Source organism: Mucilaginibacter sp. Bleaf8 (assembly GCF_018390515.1).
Classification (GTDB): domain Bacteria; phylum Bacteroidota; class Bacteroidia; order Sphingobacteriales; family Sphingobacteriaceae; genus Mucilaginibacter.
Window position 1 is genome coordinate 93,782 of record NZ_JAHBBK010000002.1, and the last position, 18,393, is coordinate 112,174.

Sequence of the window (18,393 nt, forward strand, 5' to 3'; positions counted from 1 at the left end):
TTATTACAAGCTATAAAGCTTTCAATACCTCGTCCATAATACTTATACCGGCGTTGATATCTTCTTTCTGCATAATTAACGCAGGCCTGAAACGGATGGTTTTTTGGGCGCAACCCAAAAACATTGCGTTATGCTCAATGCCTTTTTTAATAAACAGGTCGCGCGTTTCTTTATCTGGAAAGTCAAAGGCAGATAGCAGCCCCTTGCCGCGTATATTGCTGATTTGAGGGTGCTTATCAGCCAGTTGCAACAGTTGGCTTTGCAGGTAAGTTCCCATTTGTGCGGCATAGTTGCAAAGATCATCCTGCTCCATTACTTCTAAAATTTTGGTAATCCTTACCATATCCACCAGGCTGCCGCCCCAGGTAGAGTTAATACGTGAGGATACATTAAATACATTCTCTTCGTTTTCATCCACACGTGTGCTGGCCAGTATACCACATACCTGCATCTTTTTACCAAAGGCAATAATATCAGGACGGGCTTTTTCGCCAAAATGTTCGTAGCACCAAAACTTACCGCTCAGGCCCACACCGGTTTGCACTTCATCGTAAATCAGCATCGCCTCGTTCTCGTCGGCCAGTTGGCGCAGCTGTTCCATAAATTCGGTACGAACATGGTTATCACCGCCCTCGGCCTGTACCGGTTCAATAATGATGGCACAAATATCATCCTGGTTATTGGCAAAGGCCTGCTTAATTTCCGCAATGCTGTTAGCTTCGCGGCGTAGCAAATCCTCCATATTATCGTCAGTTAACGGGAATTGAATAGTAGGGTGAGATACGCGCGGCCAGTCAAATTTGGCATACCATTTCGTTTTTACCGGTAGGGTATTAGTCAGGCTCATGGTATATCCCAAACGGCCATGAAATGCGTGCTCAAAGTGCAATACTTTAAAGCCTTTTTCGTAACTGTAACCCTTTTTGAAGTTTTTTTGCACCTTCCAGTCCATCGCTGTTTTCAAGGCGTTCTCAATGGCCGGGCCGCCACCTGCCACAAAAAAAGCATGCGGTAAATAATCAGGGATACCTATCCGACTGAAGGTGTCAACAAAACGGGCGTATTGTGTAGTGAAAATATCTGAGTTGGATGGGTTGGTTAACGCCGCCAGCATCAGGTCTTTCTTAAATGCTTCATCGTTTAACAGGGCAGGGTGATTATAGCCCAAAGGCACGGAGGCGAAGCATGTAAAAAAGTCGAGCAGGGTACGGTCATGTTTTGAGTCGTAAATATATACACCCTGGCTCTTTTCCATGTCAAAGGTCAGGTCAAACCCGTCGGCAATTAAGTGCTTCTTTAATACGGATTGTACGTTTTGCGGCGTGATCGGCATGGTACTCATTATTCAGCAGTTTTAAGTAAAAGTAAGTAAAGCCCCGCCTCTTTATGAAGGCCGGCAAATGAAATAATTGGAAAGTAATTGCTATGATATTATTAACGCAATATCAGGTTTTTTAGCTTAAGACAAATGCCACTGGCCGTAATATTTAAGAACCTGCAAATTTATCTTTCATGCCCAGTAAGCCCCATATGCCGCCGCTATGTATGGCCAAAATGCTACTGCCAGGTGCAAAGTAATCTTTGGATGCAAGGTTGTGCAACGCATATAACATTTTCCCGGTGTAAACCGGCTCAATGAGTATCCCGGTTGATGATACAAAGTCTTTAACAAAACTTATCAGTTCGGGTGTGGTTTTGGCATAGCCGCCAAAATGATAATCAGTATGTAAATGGTAGGGTGCCGGTACAGTTAAAAAACGATCAATCTCATTGCGCATAAATTCTCCGTTCTTAAAAACCGGTACAGCATGAAAGGCGCTTGGTAATTGATGCTGTTGCAAGCCTTTGATAATGCCGGCTGCTGTGGTACCCGTGCCGCAGGCGCAAAAAATATGATCATATTGGGTGGGTAGTTCAGTAATTAGCTCGGCACAGCCTTGAGTGCCTTCTACCGATGCGCCGCCTTCATCCACAAAAAAAGCCTGCTCATCCTGTCCAAAATATTGCTGAAAAAGCTCCGGCTTATTTCGGTAGGCGTCCCGGCTTACAAAAATTAATTGCATGCCATGCAGCCGGCATAAAAAAAGCGTATCGTTCTGTACCTCCTCACCACGCACAAAGCCGGTTGCTTTAAAGCCGAAACGGGCCGCTGCAGCCGCAGTTGCCAGCAAATGGTTGGAAAAAGCGCCGCCAAAGGTAACCAGGTGGGTTTTACCCTCGGCCTGTGCCTTTAGCAATACATATTTCAGCTTACGCCACTTATTTCCCGATATTAAGGGATGTATCAGATCATCGCGCTTAATGAAAACATTCAGCTCTTTTTGGGCAAACATCGGGTGTTGCCAGGGGTGTATGGGGCTAAATATTTCGAGGGCAATTTGCATGTGCAAATTTAACATCTTGTATTTATACTCATTGCTGAGTGCGCTCATTAATCAAACAATAGATGCTAACCACCGCAATAAAACCGTTAGATAGCTGTACTACCATATAAAAACCTGTATTTTTGCCTTAATGATATCTTCTGATACTGTATTGAACGAGAACGAAGAGCAGGACCTTTATGAACACATGCGCATTGTGGTGGATAAAGGCCAGTCGTTGCTTCGTATAGATAAATTTTTGATGCACCGCACGGAAAACGCCTCGCGCAACCGCATACAAAATGCGATTGATCTGGGCAACGTGCTGGTGAACGATAAGCAAATTAAAGCGAGTTATAAAGTTAAACCGCAGGATGTTATATCGGTTGTATTACCGCACCCGCCGCGTGATACGGAAGTTTATCCTGAAAACATTCCGTTGGATATTACCTATGAGGATGATGATGTGCTGATTGTGAACAAGCCTGCCGGTTTGGTGGTACATCCCGGTTATAATAACTATACCGGCACGCTGGTAAATGGCCTGGTATACCACTTTCAGCAGCTGCCTACTATGCCCGGCAATGATGGCAGGCCCGGCCTGGTGCACCGTATCGATAAAGACACATCAGGCCTGCTGCTCATCAGTAAAAATGAGCGGGCTATGGCCTGGCTGGCACGCCAGTTTTTTGAGCACACCATTACCCGTAAGTATATAGCATTGGCGTGGGGCGACCTGGAGCAGGACGGGACAGTTACCGGATACATAGGCCGCAGCGTGAACGACAGGCGCGTAATGTCTATTTATGATGATCCGGAAAAAGGTAAATGGTCGGTTACGCATTACAAAGTTTTGGAGCGGTTCGGCTACGTAACCTTGATTGAGTGCCAGCTCGAAACCGGTCGTACTCACCAGATACGCGCGCATATGAAACACATCGGTCATCCGTTATTTAGTGATGCAACTTACGGCGGCGATAAAATCATAAAGGGTACCACCTTTACCAAATACAAACAATTTATTGAAAACTGCTTTGAATTAATGCCACGGCAGGCACTGCATGCGCAAACTTTGGGGTTTGTGCACCCAACCACACGGAAATATATTTACTTTGAGGCGCCTATGCCTGCCGATTTTGAAGCCGTTTTACAAAAATGGCGGAAATATATTAGCGCCGGTACAGAGCAAAACGCTTGAACTATTGTTAACACTATCGCATGATGCCTTCTTTTATAAATTTTAACGGTGAAGTGGTACCGGCCGATACCGCTATGCTGACCATCAGTAACCGGGCCTTTAAATATGGCGATGGTTTGTTTGAAAGCATGCGGCTGGTAAATGGCCAGCTTAAATTTGCCGATTTGCACGCCAACCGTTTGCAAAACGGCATGCGCGACCTCAAGATGGATGGTTACTCTAACCTGGATGCCTGGTTTTTGAAAGAAAAGGCCGAAGAACTGGCCATATGGAATAAAGTAAAACAAGGCCGTATACGATTAACCGTATACCGTGATGCCGGAGGGCTGTACACACCTAATGATAACCGCTCGGGGTGGTGTATGGAGTTGGAGCCTGATCAGGGGCTGGCCTACCAGTTAAACCACCGCGGTGTTATCATGAATGTTTATAATGAGTTATTGAAGCCCATCAATTATCTTTCTAACCATAAAACATGCAACTCACTGCTCTATGTAATGGCCGGCGTATATAAAATGCAGCACCGGCTGGATGATGTATTTATTTTAAACCAGCATGGTTTCCTGTGCGAAGCATTGAGCTCTAACGTGTTTGTGTGGTATGATAATCATCTGTACACACCGGCTTTGAGCGAAGGTTGTGTGGCTGGTGTAATGCGCCAGGTAATTATTGACTCGGCTGTAGAGCGCGACATCCCGGTAACGGAAGCTCAAATCAACCCCGATATATTAAACGAGGCTGATGAGGTTTTCCTTACTAATGCCACCAAGGGCATACAGTGGGTGATGGGATATGGTGTAAAGCGTTATTTTAATAAGCTGAGCAAGGATTTGATTGATGAACTGAATACGATGTAGTTCCGTTCATCAATTTCTGATAAGCTTGTGCGCTATCTGAAAGTCATATCTTGCCTGATGCGCAAATAAGCGGGGCGGGCATCTCAATCACAATTCCTATCTTTGCCGCACCATGTTGATTCACCAGTTTTATGATACCGATCTGGCGCATGCATCGTATGCTATTATACGGGCAGGCCAAATGATAGTAGTTGATCCGGCACGCGATCCACAACCTTATTATGATTTTGCAACGCTGCACGAGGCCGATATTGTTGGCGTGATTGAAACGCACCCGCATGCTGATTTTGTAAGTTCGCATCTGGAAATACATGAAACCACCGGCGCTACAATCTATGCCAGCCACCTGCTGGGCGCTGCATACCCGCATCAAACTTTTGATGACGGCGATGTGATAGAACTGACCGACATTAGGTTGAAAGCAATTAATACCCCTGGTCACTCGCCGGATTCTATTTGCATCCTGGTTGAAGATGAAAGCGGTACAGACACAGCCATATTTACCGGCGATACACTATTTGTTGGTGATGTTGGCCGTCCTGATCTGCGTGAAGAGGTAGGTAATATTACCGCCAAGAAAGAAGATCTGGCCCGCCAGATGTACCAATCAACCCGCCAAAAATTGATGACCCTGCCCGAAGATGTAACCGTTTATCCGGCGCATGGTCCAGGTTCACTCTGCGGTAAAAACATGAGCCCCGATTTGCACAGCACCATTGGCCGAGAGATGCGCGAAAATTATGCACTGCAATTGATGGACGAGCTGAAATTTGTGCAAACGCTCACTACGGATCAGCCTTTTGTGCCGCACTATTTCGGTTTTGATGTGGAACTTAACAAGCAAGGTGCGCCGGCTTATCAGCAAAGTATTAATGCCGTGCCACGCTTACAGGCAGATGCGGTGTTGCAAGAGGGGATAGTTGTAATTGATACCCGCCCGAAGGCTGAATTTAATCAGGGCCATGTTTCGGATTCTATAAACCTGCAATTGAAAGGTAAATTTGAAACCTGGTTAGGTGCAGTGGTGAACCCTAACGAACCTTACTACCTGGTTGCAGCTGATGAGGAAAGCCTTAGTACGGCTATTAAGCGTGCGGCTAAAATTGGTTATGAGGCGCAAATCAAAGGTGCGTTGTTAACTCCGGCTACAGCCACCGAGCAAGCAGCCGAGCTGCATCTGGATGATTTTAAAGCTCATACCGAAAATTATACCATTATTGATGCACGGAATTGGAACGAGATTAACCAAAAGCTGTTGTTCGATAACGCTCTTACTATTCCGCTACCCGAACTGCGTAATCGCTTGGACGAGATACCTGCCGACAAACCTATTGTAGTGCATTGTGCTGCTGGATACCGCTCAGCCGCAGGCCGAAGCATTGTTGCTGCCAAAATTAAAACCGTACCGGTGTACGATCTTGGTGAGGTTGTGGTGGAATTTGCAGTTTAAATTTATGAGCAGTAACTTATCCATTGTAACTACTGGCGATGGCTCTAAAACCATATTTAATGCACAAGTGGGCGAAAATTATCATTCGCGTCACGGTGCATTGCAAGAGAGCCAGCATGTGTTTTTGAACTCAGGTTTACGCTACTTTCTGGCTGGCAGCGAAGCTACCGAAGTGGCTGTATTGGAAGTAGGGCTGGGCACCGGCCTGAACTTTTTGATCAGCGCCGATTTTTGTACTGCCCACGAAGTAAGGCTCAATTATACAGGTATTGAAGCCTATCCTTTAAGCCAGGAAATGATTAGCCAAACAGGGTATGATGCCTATGTATCCGCGCCCGTATGGCAATCGTTTTTACAGCAGTATCAGCAATCTTTGCAGCAGCTTGTTGCCGTAAATGATCATTGCCGATTGCAAACAGCACATTGCCAATTACTCGAGTTTAAATCAGAACAATTATATGATGTAGTTTACTTTGATGCCTTTGCCGCCATTCATCAACCCGAAATGTGGAACGAGCAGGCCATACAGCACACAGTTCAGTTCATGAAACCGGGGGGCGTGTTTGTTACTTATGCTATTACCGGCAATTTAAAGCGGCAGCTTAAAGCATTAGGCTTGCAGGTGCAAAAAGCGCCCGGTGCACCTGGCAAACGCGAAATGCTACGCGCGATAAAGCCAGTGTAGATAATTAGCTTTAATATCATTTACACATTCTTCTGAAAGTGCGGCCGACGAGCTTAAGCTCATTCAAAAATAAGTTTCTGCTTTTTTTATTAAAGATGCTGTTTATATCCAGCTTAATTAGGGAACTTGATTTTTGGATTGAGCTATCACAATCATGTCTTTTAATTTCGACAAGGCATCGAAGCCAATATAAAAAGTAGAAGAGTCAGTGTATTTATCAAACTGTACGTATGCTGTCCATTTCCTTTTACTTGTCCAGGGGCTATATTCTTTCCCGCAGGTACCAAATCGGAAGCCGCTGCGGCTTTCATACTGAAAATCAACAAAGTTTTTAGCGGCATCCGTTTTAATGACATTAGTGGCTATATAATCGTATACCTTTAAAAAATCAACTAATTCATCTGCATATAAAGCTGCATTAAAGGTTGATACAATTTTTTCGCCCTTACTTCCCTTAATGTCTAATTCAATAAAAGTGTGGTTGCTGGCTAAATCGGTTACGGTGAATGTCTCAAAAAAAAGCTCACCTATTGTAAGGTAATTAATGCGATCCTTTCTTATAAAACTTCCTGGTTTATCAGTAAAGTTAATGCGGTTGGGGCGCTGCTTGTTCGTTTCCGGGATGCTGTTCTGGCAAAAAGCATTTAAGGTAGCTACTACCAGCGAAAAGAAGATTATGAATTTTTTCATTTGATAATTAGAAGAAGTGTTAGGCTTGGTTGAAATAAGTTTCGCATTGTAGATTAGAAAGTATTTCAGTTATAAAAAAATACCATACTCGCCACCTCTCGATGTGGTGAACAGGATAAAGATACAATTAACTTAGTGCATTTAAATCTGATTTAAATGCACTAAGTTATGCGACGAATGGTTTGGCTAACTTTGCATTCCGTAATTTTGCATAAAACAAATACTTATGGCAATCATAGCGCCGGTAACGGCCCATAACTCATCAGCAGCTTTTGAACGCTTGCTAACCATCATGAACGATTTGCGCGAAAACTGTCCATGGGATAAAAAGCAGACCATGGAAAGCCTGCGCCACCTCACTATTGAAGAAACCTACGAACTATCAGACGCCATACTGGATGGCGATATGGACGAAATACGCAAAGAGCTAGGTGATATTATGCTGCACCTGGTTTTCTATGCCCGCATTGCTTCCGAAACCAATCAGTTTACTGTAACTGATGTGCTAAACGGTATTTGCGATAAACTAATTAACCGCCACCCTCATATTTACAGCAATGTTGACGTGAACGACGAGGAAGATGTGAAACGCAACTGGGAGCAAATTAAGCTAAAGGAAGGTAATAAATCTGTACTTGGCGGTGTGCCTGCTTCGTTGCCTGCATTGGTAAAAGCGGCCCGCATACAGGAGAAAGTGCGGGGTGTAGGCTTTGATTGGGAAAATAAGGAACAGGTGTGGGAAAAGGTAGAAGAGGAGATGCAGGAGTTCAAAGCGGAATACAATACCGAAAGCAACGAAGCCATTGACCGTGAAAAAGCCGAAGGAGAATTTGGCGACCTGCTGTTCTCACTCATCAACTATGCGCGTTTCATCAATATTAACCCCGAAGATGCTTTGGAAAAAACCAACCGGAAATTTATTAAGCGTTTTCAGCATCTGGAGAACCGTGCACGCGAGCAGGGCAAGCAGCTGCAGGATATGACCCTGGCCGAGATGGATGTGTACTGGAACGAAGCAAAGTTGCTGTAAAATTTTTTAGGTTAATGGTGTTACGCACGCAACAGAATATACGTAATGTTATAAAATACTGACTTTATGAAAAGATTACTTTATGCTTTACCAATTGTGTTAGGCCTGGCTGCCGGATGTTCAAAAACAGAAGATATCCCGCCGCCTGTACAGCCACAGGGTGCTTTCAGCGGAACCTTCCTGAAATTGAGAAACCCACGTGTGGTAAATTCCAAACAGGTTTGGGATACAACTAAAATTAACCTGAACCTTACACTTACCGGCAACAACTTTGCTGTAACTGGCGATACAACCAAACATGCCGGCAGTAAAGGCCCTTTTGCTTATGACGGTGCTTATATGCAGTTTCAGGATGCAACAGTGCCTGCAAACACTAAGGATATAACCAAGTTGCCAAAAATACATCTGGCAGGCATTTTCAGGTACCAATATGATGGTACCAGATTGCAAGTATTGGCACAAACTGATACACTGGTGCATTTTTACGACTTGAAGAAATAACACTTTTACATCAATCGTTGATAACCTGAATCAACTTATCTCCTGAATGCATCAACTTAATAGCAATGCTGAATTAGAAATAATTCAGCATTGTCAAAAAGGCAGCCTGAAAGCGCAGGAACAGCTTTATAAGCGGTTCTATGGCTATGCTATGGGGGTAAGCTTGCGTTACAGTATCAGTCGGGATGATGCTTTGGAGGTGGTAAACGATGCTTTTATCAAAGTATTCAATACCATTACAACCTATAACACCGAGCGTCCGTTTAAAGCATGGCTGCGCCGTGTGGTTATCAATACGGCTATTGACCGCAGGCGCAAGGATCTGAAATATCAGTTACATACGGATATTGAAGATGCCGGTCATATAGGCCACACACATACCGCGGTAGACGCACTTAACGCACAGGATATATTAAAAATGATGAAAACGTTGCCGGCTGTACAGCGGGCTATTTTCAACCTGTATGAAATTGATGGTTATAACCATGATGAAATTGCCATAATGTTATCTATCCCGGCAAGCTCATCAAGGGTGTACTTAAGCAGGGCTAAAGAGAAATTGAGAAAAGCTTTAAACATAGAAATATTAAAGCCATGAACGAAGAGCTGGACGATGAATTAAGAAAGCGCATCAGCGAGGTATTTGACCATTATGAGGAAGATACCACAGCAGCTGATGAAGGCTGGCTTATGCTTCGTGAAAAATTTCCGCCACAAAAAGAACGCCGCATCATCGGCGTATGGGTATGGCGTGGCGCAGCCGCAGCTGTTCTTTTATTGCTTTGTATGTTTGGTTTATGGCTTAGCAAACGTCAAGCTAATGAAAATCAGCTCGCTGTAAAGCCTGTAAAACCGTCAAATCAATTGCCGGCAGTTAACAACAAGTTGCCGCAGTTGCCGGATGATTCTGTTACTCAAAAGCCGGTTCCATCACCAACGGAAACCTTTGCAGGTAATCAGCCGCAAAGCCTTGATGCGGATGTGCCAGGGCAAAAGTCACTTTATGCAAACAAAAAACGGTTGGATGTTAGATGGCCGGGCAGTGTAGCTGAAATAGCGGATGATAGAACTTATGCTAAGTTAAATAATCCCAGTCTTCCTCCCTTAGCAGCAGATATTTCAACACCAGGCTCCGCAACTAATCAGTCGGTAAATAATGGCTTAGCAGGAAATAAGGTTCCTGCAACAGTTAACGGTCAGCAAGCTGCAGGCAAAGAGCCCAGCGATTTTGAAGCTCTGGAAAAAGTAAAACAAGTTTTAGCTGCTACGATACAAAAAGATTCATCAGCCCAAAGTATTTTTAAAAAGCCGGGCATGAACGATCTGTTTGCACGTGAAGCGCAGGAGCGGGCTAACAAGCCGAAGGATGATAAAAAGACAGATGCTGAAAAACGCATTATCTATAGTGTGTATGCGGCTACTTACGTAAACTACGCCAAAGGCAGCAGTACACAGGCTAATATTGGTGCAGGCTTCACGTCAGACATACGTTTGGTAGGCAACCTCAAGCTATCAACCGGTTTAGCCATTGCCCAAAATAAGCTAGATTATAACGCTGAGCCAACACAACCCGGTTTGCGAACTGCAGCTATACAGGCCAGTAGGCTCAATGCTGATGTAAGCACCATGAATGCGGTGTTGCCTAATAAAATTTCTGAGTTTGCACCACGCAATGGCGTGTCCAGTGTTTCGGTAAAAGGCTATAATGTAAGTTTAACCGGTTTGGATGTACCTATCAACCTAAAATATGAGTTTAACCCGAAAAAGACGGACAGCTACATTTCGGCTGGTTTAAGTTCAAGCACCTTTATTAATGAAACCTATCGTTATCAATACGATAACAGTTTGCAGAATGCCTTTGGCTTAAGCAGCGAAGCTATCCCTGATGCCAGCAGCAGCACCAGCTTTAGCCGGTTTGATTTTGCCCGTACGCTTAACGTAGCCGTTGGGGTGGGTATGCCACTCGGTAAAAGCAACCGCCTGGTTATTGAGCCGTTTGTTAAATATCCGCTAAGTGGCTTAGGCTCGCAGGATATCCGTTTCGGTGCAGGTGGGGTGAATTTAAAATTGAGGTTCCAGAAATCTAACAAATAGGTTATTTGAACTGAATGGCCTTAACGGGCGATATCTTGCTTACTAAGGTAGAGGGTACCAATAATACCAGCAAGCAGAGGAACAGTGTACCTACATTCAGCAAAACAACATCAAGCGTGTTTAGCTCAATAGGCACAAAACTCATGTAATAGGATTCCTGATCCAGTTTCAGGATATGGGTATAATGCTGAAATACGCCCAAACCAATGCCCATCAGGTTGCCCAACAGTAAGCCCAGCCCTATAAGGTAGGCCGCGTTATACAAAAATATCTTCTGTATACTCCAGTTGGTTGCTCCTAAGGCTTTCATCATGCCAATCATGGCTGTGCGTTCCAGTATCATAATCAGCAGGGCCGATATCATGTTAATAACGGCTACCACCAGCATCAGCGCCAGCATCACATTGGTATTTACATCCAGCAGTTTAAGCCATTCAAAAATGGTAGGGTAGGTGTCGTCAATCATGTAAGCGCGCAGGGTGGTAGGCAGTACACTGTTCAGTTTATCAAAAGCAGTAGTGCGTTTGTCAAAATCTGCTACCTGCACTTCATAGCCGCCAATCTGGTTGTATTCCCAGTTATTTAGCCGTTGAATGATGGATAGGTTGCCTATCACAAAGGTTTTATCTACTTCTTCCACACCCACATTAAAAATACCTACAATGGTAAACTTACGCTTGCGCGATGTTTCCTGGATGAAGTACATCAAAAAGTCGTCGCCCACTTTCAGCTTTAGTCTGGCAGCCGTATAGCTCGATATCATGATCTGCTTTTGAGCGGCGACCGAATCGGCGGTGTTAATTACCTTGCCGGCTATCAGCGTATGTTTAAAAGTAGTCCAGTTATAGCTTTTATCCACCCCCTTCAGCACCACGCCTTCAATTTCGCCATTAGCTTTGATGATGGCCGGCTTGGTAGCATAAGGCATCACCTGGGTAATTTGCGGCAGGGCTTTGGCCTTTTGTTCAAATGCTAAATCAGTTTTGAATGGCGTGTTCTCGTACGAAAAATTATTGTCAAACTTGGTGATCTGTATATCGCCGGCAAAGCCGCGTACCTTTTGCTGTATCTCGCGCTTAAATCCTTTTACAATAGCAACAGATAAGATCATAACGCTCAATCCCAGCATAATACCCACGATGGCTATGCGTACACTCAGTTTAGAGAAGGTACGGTTAGACTGGAAGGTAATACGCGAGGCTATGAACGACGAAAAATTCAATGATGATAGTTTTTTATACTTTCGCAAATATGCGGATTTGCTGTTAAACCTAATGGACTGTCCAATTGTTTTTTAACTTTAATCTACCATGCAATTTACCTTCAATACCATTGTTATAGCTCTAGCTACCTTGCTAAGCACCACCTGCCAGGGGCAGTTTAAAAAGCAACGCCCCATCGGAGCCATCAGGCAAGCGCCATCGCGGCATACAGAAGCGCAGGCTATAGTTACCGGGGCCGATCATCCACATTTGTATTTCGACTACCTGAAAGGGCGTAAGATTGGTATGGTAGTTAACCCCACCTCAATAATAGGTACCACAAAAATGCCTTTGGTGGATAGCTTGGTTAAAGCCGGTATCAGCATCAAAAAGATATTCGGTCCCGAGCATGGTTTCAGGGGCAATGCCAGTGATGGCGCAACCGTAAATAACAGTGTGGATGCCAAAACCGGCATACCGGTGGTATCCTTATATGGCAGCAAGTACAAGCCCTCGGTTGATGATATAAAAGATATTGACCTGATGGTGTTTGATATTCAGGATGTAGGCACGCGCTTTTATACCTATATATCAACATTGCATTATGTGATGGAAGCCTGCGCCGAAAACAACATTGAACTGATGGTGCTTGACCGGCCTAACCCCAATGGCTTTTATGTAGACGGCCCGGTGCTCGATACCGCATTTAAGTCATTTGTAGGTATGCATCCCATCCCGGTGCTGCACGGCATGACTATAGCCGAATATGCCCAAATGATTAATGGCGAAGGCTGGCTGAAAAACAAAGTGCAGTGCAAACTTAAAATAATCCAGATGGCTAACTATGCGCACAATATGCCTTATGATTTACCTGTAAACCCATCGCCTAACCTTAATACGCAGCAATCCATACTGTTGTATCCGGGTCTGTGTTTTTTTGAGGCTACAACGCTTAGTTTAGGTAGGGGTACTATGTTTCCGTTTCAGGTGGTGGGACATCCGGCTTTAAAGGGTAAATATAAATTTTCATTTAAGCCGGTGAGTATTGCGGGCATGAGCGATAATCCGCCACAAAAAAATCAAGTATGCTATGGCATTGATTTGCGTGGTTATGATACTAACCTCATCCGGGAAAATAAGCAGCTTAATTTAAGCTGGCTGCTGAGCATGTATAAAGTTTTTCCGGACAAGGCCCACTTTTTTAATGCCTACTTTACCAAGCTGGCCGGTACAGATAAATTGCGCAGGCAGATAGAAGCCGGCTTAACCGAGCAGGCGATACGTGAAAGTTGGGAACCTGCACTCAGCCAGTTTAAAGAAATGCGCAACAAGTATCTGATTTACCAATAATGGTATTTGTTGTACCTTGCAGCAACTATTGGCTTGGTTGCGAAAGTGAACGGCGATGCCATCATTTGTTCGCAATCAGGAAGTAAAATTCTGCTTCATGGCAAACAACCAAGGGCAAAATATGCTTCCTTTATAGCCGTGACAAATACAACTAAGTAAACTTAAACATCTATACAATTTACAACTGCTATGAGAATAGTTTTTATGGGTACGCCCGAATTTGCCGTAGCTTCACTGGATGCTTTACTGGAAGCCGGATGCGAAGTGGTGGGTGTAGTAACAGCTCCCGATAAACCTGCTGGCCGTGGGCAAAAGCTGGGCGAATCGGCCGTGAAACAGTATGCGGTAGCCCACGGCTTACCGGTATTGCAACCCGAAAAGCTGAAAAACCCAGAGTTTTTAGAGCAGCTTAAAGCTTTGAATGCAGATTTGCAGGTAGTAGTCGCTTTCAGAATGCTGCCCGAGGTGGTTTGGAACATGCCGTCTAAAGGTACCATTAACCTGCATGCCTCATTGCTGCCGCAGTACCGTGGTGCAGCGCCTATTAACTGGGCCATCATCAACGGCGAGCCTGAAAGCGGGGTAACTACCTTCTTTTTAAAGCACGAGATAGATACCGGCGATATATTATTTGTAGAAAAGGTGGGTATTACCGATGATACCACTGCCGGCGAATACCACGACCGCCTGATGGCGAAAGGCGCAGGTTTACTGGTTAAAACAGTAAAAGCTATTGAGAGCGGTCGCTATACCGAGAACCCGCAGGAGCAGCTGATTGAAGGGCAGGAGCTAAAGCACGCACCTAAAATTTTTAAAGATGATTGCCGCATTAACTGGAACCAACCGATTGATAAGGTGTACAACCTTATTCGCGGCCTGAGTCCGTACCCTACAGCTTTTACCGAGCTTAACGGCAAAACGCTTAAAGTATTCCGGGCCGAAAAAGAGTATGCCGCACCCGAGGCAGAGCCTGGTACCTTTGTAAGCGATAATAAAACTTTCCTGAAGTTTGTGTGCGATAACGGTTATTTGAACCTTACCGATGTACAGCTGGAAGGTAAAAAGCGTATGGGCGTCGAAGAATTTCTGCGCGGCATCAGGCTTTAAATTGCTTTAACCGGTAAATAAATACCAGTATAACGGACGTGGCTATAGCGCCAAAGGTATGCCATAAAAAATGTGTACCGATGCTTAGCCACGCCCATTGATCGGCCACGCGGAAAAACAACGCTAAGGCAAACATCATAAAAGCGATAGCTACCAGCCAGGCATTGTGGCCGCGCATTTTAACAAGCAATAAAATTAGTAGCAGCACAATCATCAGTACCATAATGCCGTAATTTACACTAATAAGGATATGCATGCTTATGCCACTCCATAGCTGTCTTAGGATGATTTCTGTACCTACAAACACCCCGAGGGCAATCATGCCATACAACCACTTGCCGATTAGCTTCATCCAAAAATAAATACTGGCCAGCAGGCAAAGCAGGGCTATGGGTACCCAATCCATAAAAATAAAGATACGCCATTGGCGCAAGCCGTGGTAAACTGTACTGCCTATGCAACCAACCAGCAGTATCCATACAGCAATGCTTAAAAAGGTGTACTCGCGGTTAAATACCTTTAGTTTTATAATCCAATAAAAGGCCGGTATCAGGAACAGTGCCGAGGTAACCATGTTCCAGGGTTCGGGGAATAAGTGTTGTAAGTTGGTTTCGGTATACAGCATGCCACCATCGGGCGGGGTAGGAGCTTGTAACATTGCACAGGTTTTGATACGCAACAAAGCAGCTGTGTAGATGGTTTGTTGGTGTGGGCCATCAAATTATCGTCAAAAAAGTTGCTGCGCAAGGTTTATTCGGTTGCGCCTGTTAACTTTGATGCTTCGGCAACGATTATAATTTTTTATGGCAGATTTGAATTTCCGTATCACCCGATTAAAAGAACAGATTGAACCTTTAAGACAGCAGCTAATCAATCATCCCTTGTACCGCCGCATTAGCAGCCTGGATGATTTGAATACGTTTATGGAACACCATGCTTTTGCCGTATGGGATTTTATGTCGTTACTGAAAGCCTTGCAGCAAAAGCTCACCTGCACACATGTGCCCTGGATGCCGGTAGGAAGCGCCAACACCCGTTACCTTATCAACGAAATTGTAACTGGTGAGGAAAGCGATATCGATGAGCAGGGCAACCGTACAAGCCACTTCGAGCTGTATCTGCGCGCTATGCAGCAATCGGGTAGCGGTGCTAAAGGCATTAATGCGTTGTTTCATGAATTGCAAAACGGCAAAAATATAGATGAAGCACTGATTATTGCCGATATACCTGAAGCCGCCCGCCGTTTTACCCGGCACACGTTTGATGTGATTGATACCAATCAGGCTCACTTGCAAGCCGCCGTGTTTACCTTTGGCCGCGAGGATTTGATACCGGATATGTTTATCAGTATGGTAAAAGAGATCAATAACCAGTTTCCGGGTAAAGTTGATTTATTGCTGTATTACCTGGAGCGCCATATTGAGGTAGATGGCGACCATCACTCACACCTAGCCTACCAGATGACAGCCGAACTTTGCGGCGAAGATGAAGGCAGGTGGGCAGAGGCTGCGCAGGCAGTTGAAGCTGCCCTACAGGCACGCATTGCCTTGTGGAACGGTATCCTCACTACTATCGAAGCTGGTCAGTTAGTATAAGTTATACTCTATTAATAAATATCACCCGGGCGATTATTCACCGGGGTGATATTTTCTTTCAGCGTGCTTAAGCACGTCTTCCTTATAAAATAATATGTCTTTGAATTTGCCGTCTAGGTACATCTGTGCCTGATCGGCAAAATGCCTGGATGCAGGCGAAAAGCTTTGTCCACCGGTAATAATTGATTTGGCTTTGATGCGCGGTCCAAATTCTACTGCGGCAATAAAGCTGTTGCCTGAGTACCCGTAACGTTTGCGTGTGTTTGTCGCAACACGGCTCACAAACGATGGCAGCTGCCCAAAGGTAGATGCCGTAGATGCAGCGGGTAAGCTGGGCAAGCTATCATTGTATGTAATGCCATCTGCCGGGCGCTGGTAGCGGTTAATATAACCCCACTGTACCTGCCAGGTGCCGTAGCGGTTACGCAGGTCGGCCATGGTTTCCAGCAAGGTCGCCATAAGTTGCTCTGATGTGATTGATTGAATCAATTGTTCCACTCGTTTGGTTTGGTAGGTTCCTTCTTCGGCTGATGCTGGCCGTGGCAATGCGCCCAATATCCGGGTTCCCCATTCAACCGCAAGCGTAGTAGCTACCGAGTTTACTGCGGAATTTCTATCCCATTTTTGCAAGTGTTGAATTGGCGGCGTTAAAACTCTTTTAAGTGCGGTGTCGCTCACCTGTTCATAAGCTTTGAATAAAGGCGGCAATAGTACATCAAACGCTGCTAAGTAACGGTCGTAACCTTTGCCAATCAACTGATCCAGTGTTAGTTTCTCTGGGTTGTCAAATAAACGGATGGCATTTATGCCGCGATAGTTTTGGCCATCGGGTGCCATGTAAGCCGGGTATTGGCTGGCCGCAGGGCTTTCCGCTCCGGCAGATGCATAAGGTGTGGCATTGCAGTTTTGTATCCAGCCGGCTTTAGGGTTGTGTAGCTGCACAATCTCGCTCAGGGTATGCAGGCCCTGCCATTCGGTTGCAGGGGTGGTGCCGTCTACAGGCTGCGTCCAGTCCAGCTTGGCGTCTCGCTTCGGCATAAAGTTGCCGTACCAAAAAGCGATGTTGCCTTTGTCATCCGCATAAACGGTATTATTGGTAGCGTTGGATAGCAGGTCCATCGCTTTCTTATACGCCGCATAATTATTGGCTTTGGTGATGAGCCATGATTCGAGCAAGGCATTGTAGGAGCGGTTATTGGCTTTCATGCTAAGCCACTGCCCATTGCGACTGCCAAGCACCGGGCCGTGGTGTGTATAAAAGCCGGTGATAGTTACCGGTACAATGCTGTCGCCTTTTTTGCAGTTGATGGTGAGCTTACGCTGCGTAACCGGCTTTTGCTGGCCGTTGTATTCATAAAACCATGCAGCGCCTTTTTTAGTTACTTTTTCCAAGTATACATCGCCCACATCGGCATTACTCGAGGTATGCATCCAGCCGCAGTGTGGGTTAAAGCCCTGATATATAAAAAACTGCCCCCAGGTAACAGCACCGTAAGCATTCAAACCCTCCTCGCTCACCAAATGCACCTCCGACCGGAAATAAAACGGTACATGCGGATTGATATACAGCATGGCATGCCCCGAGGCCGATTTGGCCGGACCAATGGCAAAGCCGTTTGAACCAATCTCCCGGTCAAAAGCTTTATCCTCTAAACTTAAAGCCGGTGCTTTAATCGCGCCGTACCTGGCATCGGGCGCGCCAGAATAGAACTGGCGGGTTTCATTCAAATTGATACCGCCTGTAACGGTGGCGCTTACGCTGCCATCCGTAAACATGAGGGCATACCAGGGCTCAAAGTGTTTAAGCACCTGTGGCTTAGTTTCCGGGTGTTGGTATAAATAGTAGTTTATGCCATCAGCAAAAGCATCCATCAGCTTTTTAAACCACAGGGGGCTGTTCCTGTATTCCTTGATCGCATCGGCACTGTCGGCAATTAATTGTAATTGCACATCGGTATACAAGCTGCTTTCACCATCTGCATGGGCCTGCTTGCCCAGTTGGTACAGGTAATTACGTTCAATGCCTTTGAAATTTTCCTCGCATTGCGCATACAGTAAGCCAAATACTACATCGGCATCTGTTTTGGCATAAATGTGCGGTACGCCCCAGTTGTCGCGAATAATGGTAACCCGTTTGGCTTGTGCCTGGTAGCGGGTAATTTCAGCAAGGGTTGATTTTTGTGCCATAGCCAGTGCCGGTAGCAGGCAGCACAAGGCGAGTAAAAGTTTTTTCATGTAAAGCAGTGCAATGTATTACCGGATGAAAAGTAG

At 45.2% G+C, this 18,393-nt stretch carries 17 protein-coding genes; 11 read left to right on the plus strand and 6 right to left on the minus strand.

Going from position 1 to position 18,393, the window contains the following annotated elements:
- Nucleotides 1–10 precede the first annotated feature (10 nt).
- Nucleotides 11–1,342 carry an L-lysine 6-transaminase gene (lat, locus tag KHS38_RS09340; protein ID WP_213488299.1) on the minus strand — a complete coding sequence of 444 codons (1,332 nt, stop codon included), beginning with the start codon at nt 1,340–1,342 and terminating at the stop codon, nt 11–13.
- Between the two features lie 145 nt (nt 1,343–1,487).
- Complete coding sequence (locus tag KHS38_RS09345; protein WP_249665349.1) at nt 1,488–2,432, minus strand: 1-aminocyclopropane-1-carboxylate deaminase/D-cysteine desulfhydrase; 945 nt, start codon at nt 2,430–2,432, stop codon at nt 1,488–1,490.
- Between the two features lie 82 nt (nt 2,433–2,514).
- On the opposite strand from KHS38_RS09345, the gene KHS38_RS09350 reads away from it, so the two are divergent.
- From KHS38_RS09350 to mnmC2, 4 genes are all read left to right on the plus strand, one after another.
- Complete coding sequence (locus KHS38_RS09350; RefSeq protein ID WP_213488300.1) at nt 2,515–3,561, plus strand: RluA family pseudouridine synthase; 1,047 nt, start codon at nt 2,515–2,517, stop codon at nt 3,559–3,561.
- Nucleotides 3,562–3,581: 20 nt separating this feature from the next.
- Nucleotides 3,582–4,418, plus strand: a complete 837-nt coding sequence (locus tag KHS38_RS09355) for an aminotransferase class IV (protein ID WP_213488301.1) — start codon at nt 3,582–3,584, stop codon at nt 4,416–4,418.
- Nucleotides 4,419–4,530: 112 nt separating this feature from the next.
- Complete coding sequence (locus KHS38_RS09360) at nt 4,531–5,868, plus strand: rhodanese-like domain-containing protein (RefSeq protein WP_213488302.1); 1,338 nt, start codon at nt 4,531–4,533, stop codon at nt 5,866–5,868.
- A gap of 4 nt (nt 5,869–5,872) precedes the next feature.
- A complete protein-coding gene (mnmC2, locus tag KHS38_RS09365; protein ID WP_213488303.1) occupies nt 5,873–6,553 on the plus strand; it encodes a tRNA (5-methylaminomethyl-2-thiouridine)(34)-methyltransferase MnmC2 in 681 nt (226 codons plus the stop codon).
- Between the two features lie 117 nt (nt 6,554–6,670).
- On the opposite strand, the gene KHS38_RS09370 is transcribed toward mnmC2, so the two are convergent.
- Complete coding sequence (locus tag KHS38_RS09370) at nt 6,671–7,243, minus strand: hypothetical protein (RefSeq protein ID WP_213488304.1); 573 nt, start codon at nt 7,241–7,243, stop codon at nt 6,671–6,673.
- Between the two features lie 226 nt (nt 7,244–7,469).
- Here KHS38_RS09370 and mazG point away from each other — a divergent pair, with 226 nt between their 5' ends.
- The 4 genes from mazG (at nt 7,470) to KHS38_RS09390 (ending at nt 10,868) form a co-directional block, all read left to right on the plus strand.
- On the plus strand, nt 7,470–8,273 hold the full coding sequence (gene mazG, locus KHS38_RS09375; protein WP_213488305.1) for a nucleoside triphosphate pyrophosphohydrolase: 804 nt from the start codon (nt 7,470–7,472) through the stop codon (nt 8,271–8,273).
- A 66-nt stretch (nt 8,274–8,339) separates the two neighbouring features.
- The gene (locus tag KHS38_RS09380) at nt 8,340–8,774 is read left to right on the plus strand and encodes a hypothetical protein (protein ID WP_213488306.1); all 435 of its coding nucleotides are present in this window, start codon (nt 8,340–8,342) and stop codon (nt 8,772–8,774) included.
- Nucleotides 8,775–8,820: 46 nt separating this feature from the next.
- Entirely contained in the window at nt 8,821–9,372 is a 552-nt protein-coding gene (locus KHS38_RS09385) for an RNA polymerase sigma factor (RefSeq protein WP_213488307.1), read from the plus strand.
- Nucleotides 9,369–10,868, plus strand: a complete 1,500-nt coding sequence (locus KHS38_RS09390) for a hypothetical protein (protein WP_213488308.1) — start codon at nt 9,369–9,371, stop codon at nt 10,866–10,868. The genes KHS38_RS09385 and KHS38_RS09390 overlap by 4 nt, the downstream gene beginning before the upstream one ends.
- Before the next feature lies 1 nt (nt 10,869).
- On the opposite strand, the gene KHS38_RS09395 is transcribed toward KHS38_RS09390, so the two are convergent.
- Complete coding sequence (locus KHS38_RS09395; RefSeq protein WP_213489043.1) at nt 10,870–12,090, minus strand: FtsX-like permease family protein; 1,221 nt, start codon at nt 12,088–12,090, stop codon at nt 10,870–10,872.
- Nucleotides 12,091–12,178: 88 nt separating this feature from the next.
- Between KHS38_RS09395 and KHS38_RS09400 the strand changes: the two genes are divergently transcribed.
- Nucleotides 12,179–13,420, plus strand: a complete 1,242-nt coding sequence (locus KHS38_RS09400) for an exo-beta-N-acetylmuramidase NamZ family protein (protein ID WP_213488309.1) — start codon at nt 12,179–12,181, stop codon at nt 13,418–13,420.
- A gap of 189 nt (nt 13,421–13,609) precedes the next feature.
- The gene (gene fmt / locus KHS38_RS09405) at nt 13,610–14,527 is read left to right on the plus strand and encodes a methionyl-tRNA formyltransferase (protein WP_213488310.1); all 918 of its coding nucleotides are present in this window, start codon (nt 13,610–13,612) and stop codon (nt 14,525–14,527) included.
- On the opposite strand, the gene KHS38_RS09410 is transcribed toward fmt, so the two are convergent.
- Nucleotides 14,517–15,185, minus strand: coding sequence for a hypothetical protein (locus tag KHS38_RS09410; protein ID WP_213488311.1), 669 nt, complete (start codon nt 15,183–15,185; stop codon nt 14,517–14,519). The genes fmt and KHS38_RS09410 overlap by 11 nt on opposite strands.
- 145 nt (nt 15,186–15,330) lie before the next feature.
- On the opposite strand from KHS38_RS09410, the gene KHS38_RS09415 reads away from it, so the two are divergent.
- Nucleotides 15,331–16,122, plus strand: coding sequence for a DUF3050 domain-containing protein (locus tag KHS38_RS09415; RefSeq protein ID WP_213488312.1), 792 nt, complete (start codon nt 15,331–15,333; stop codon nt 16,120–16,122).
- A 33-nt stretch (nt 16,123–16,155) separates the two neighbouring features.
- Here the strand turns inward: KHS38_RS09415 and KHS38_RS09420 are convergent, their stop codons facing one another.
- Entirely contained in the window at nt 16,156–18,357 is a 2,202-nt protein-coding gene (locus KHS38_RS09420; RefSeq protein ID WP_213488313.1) for a penicillin acylase family protein, read from the minus strand.
- Nucleotides 18,358–18,393 lie beyond the last annotated feature (36 nt).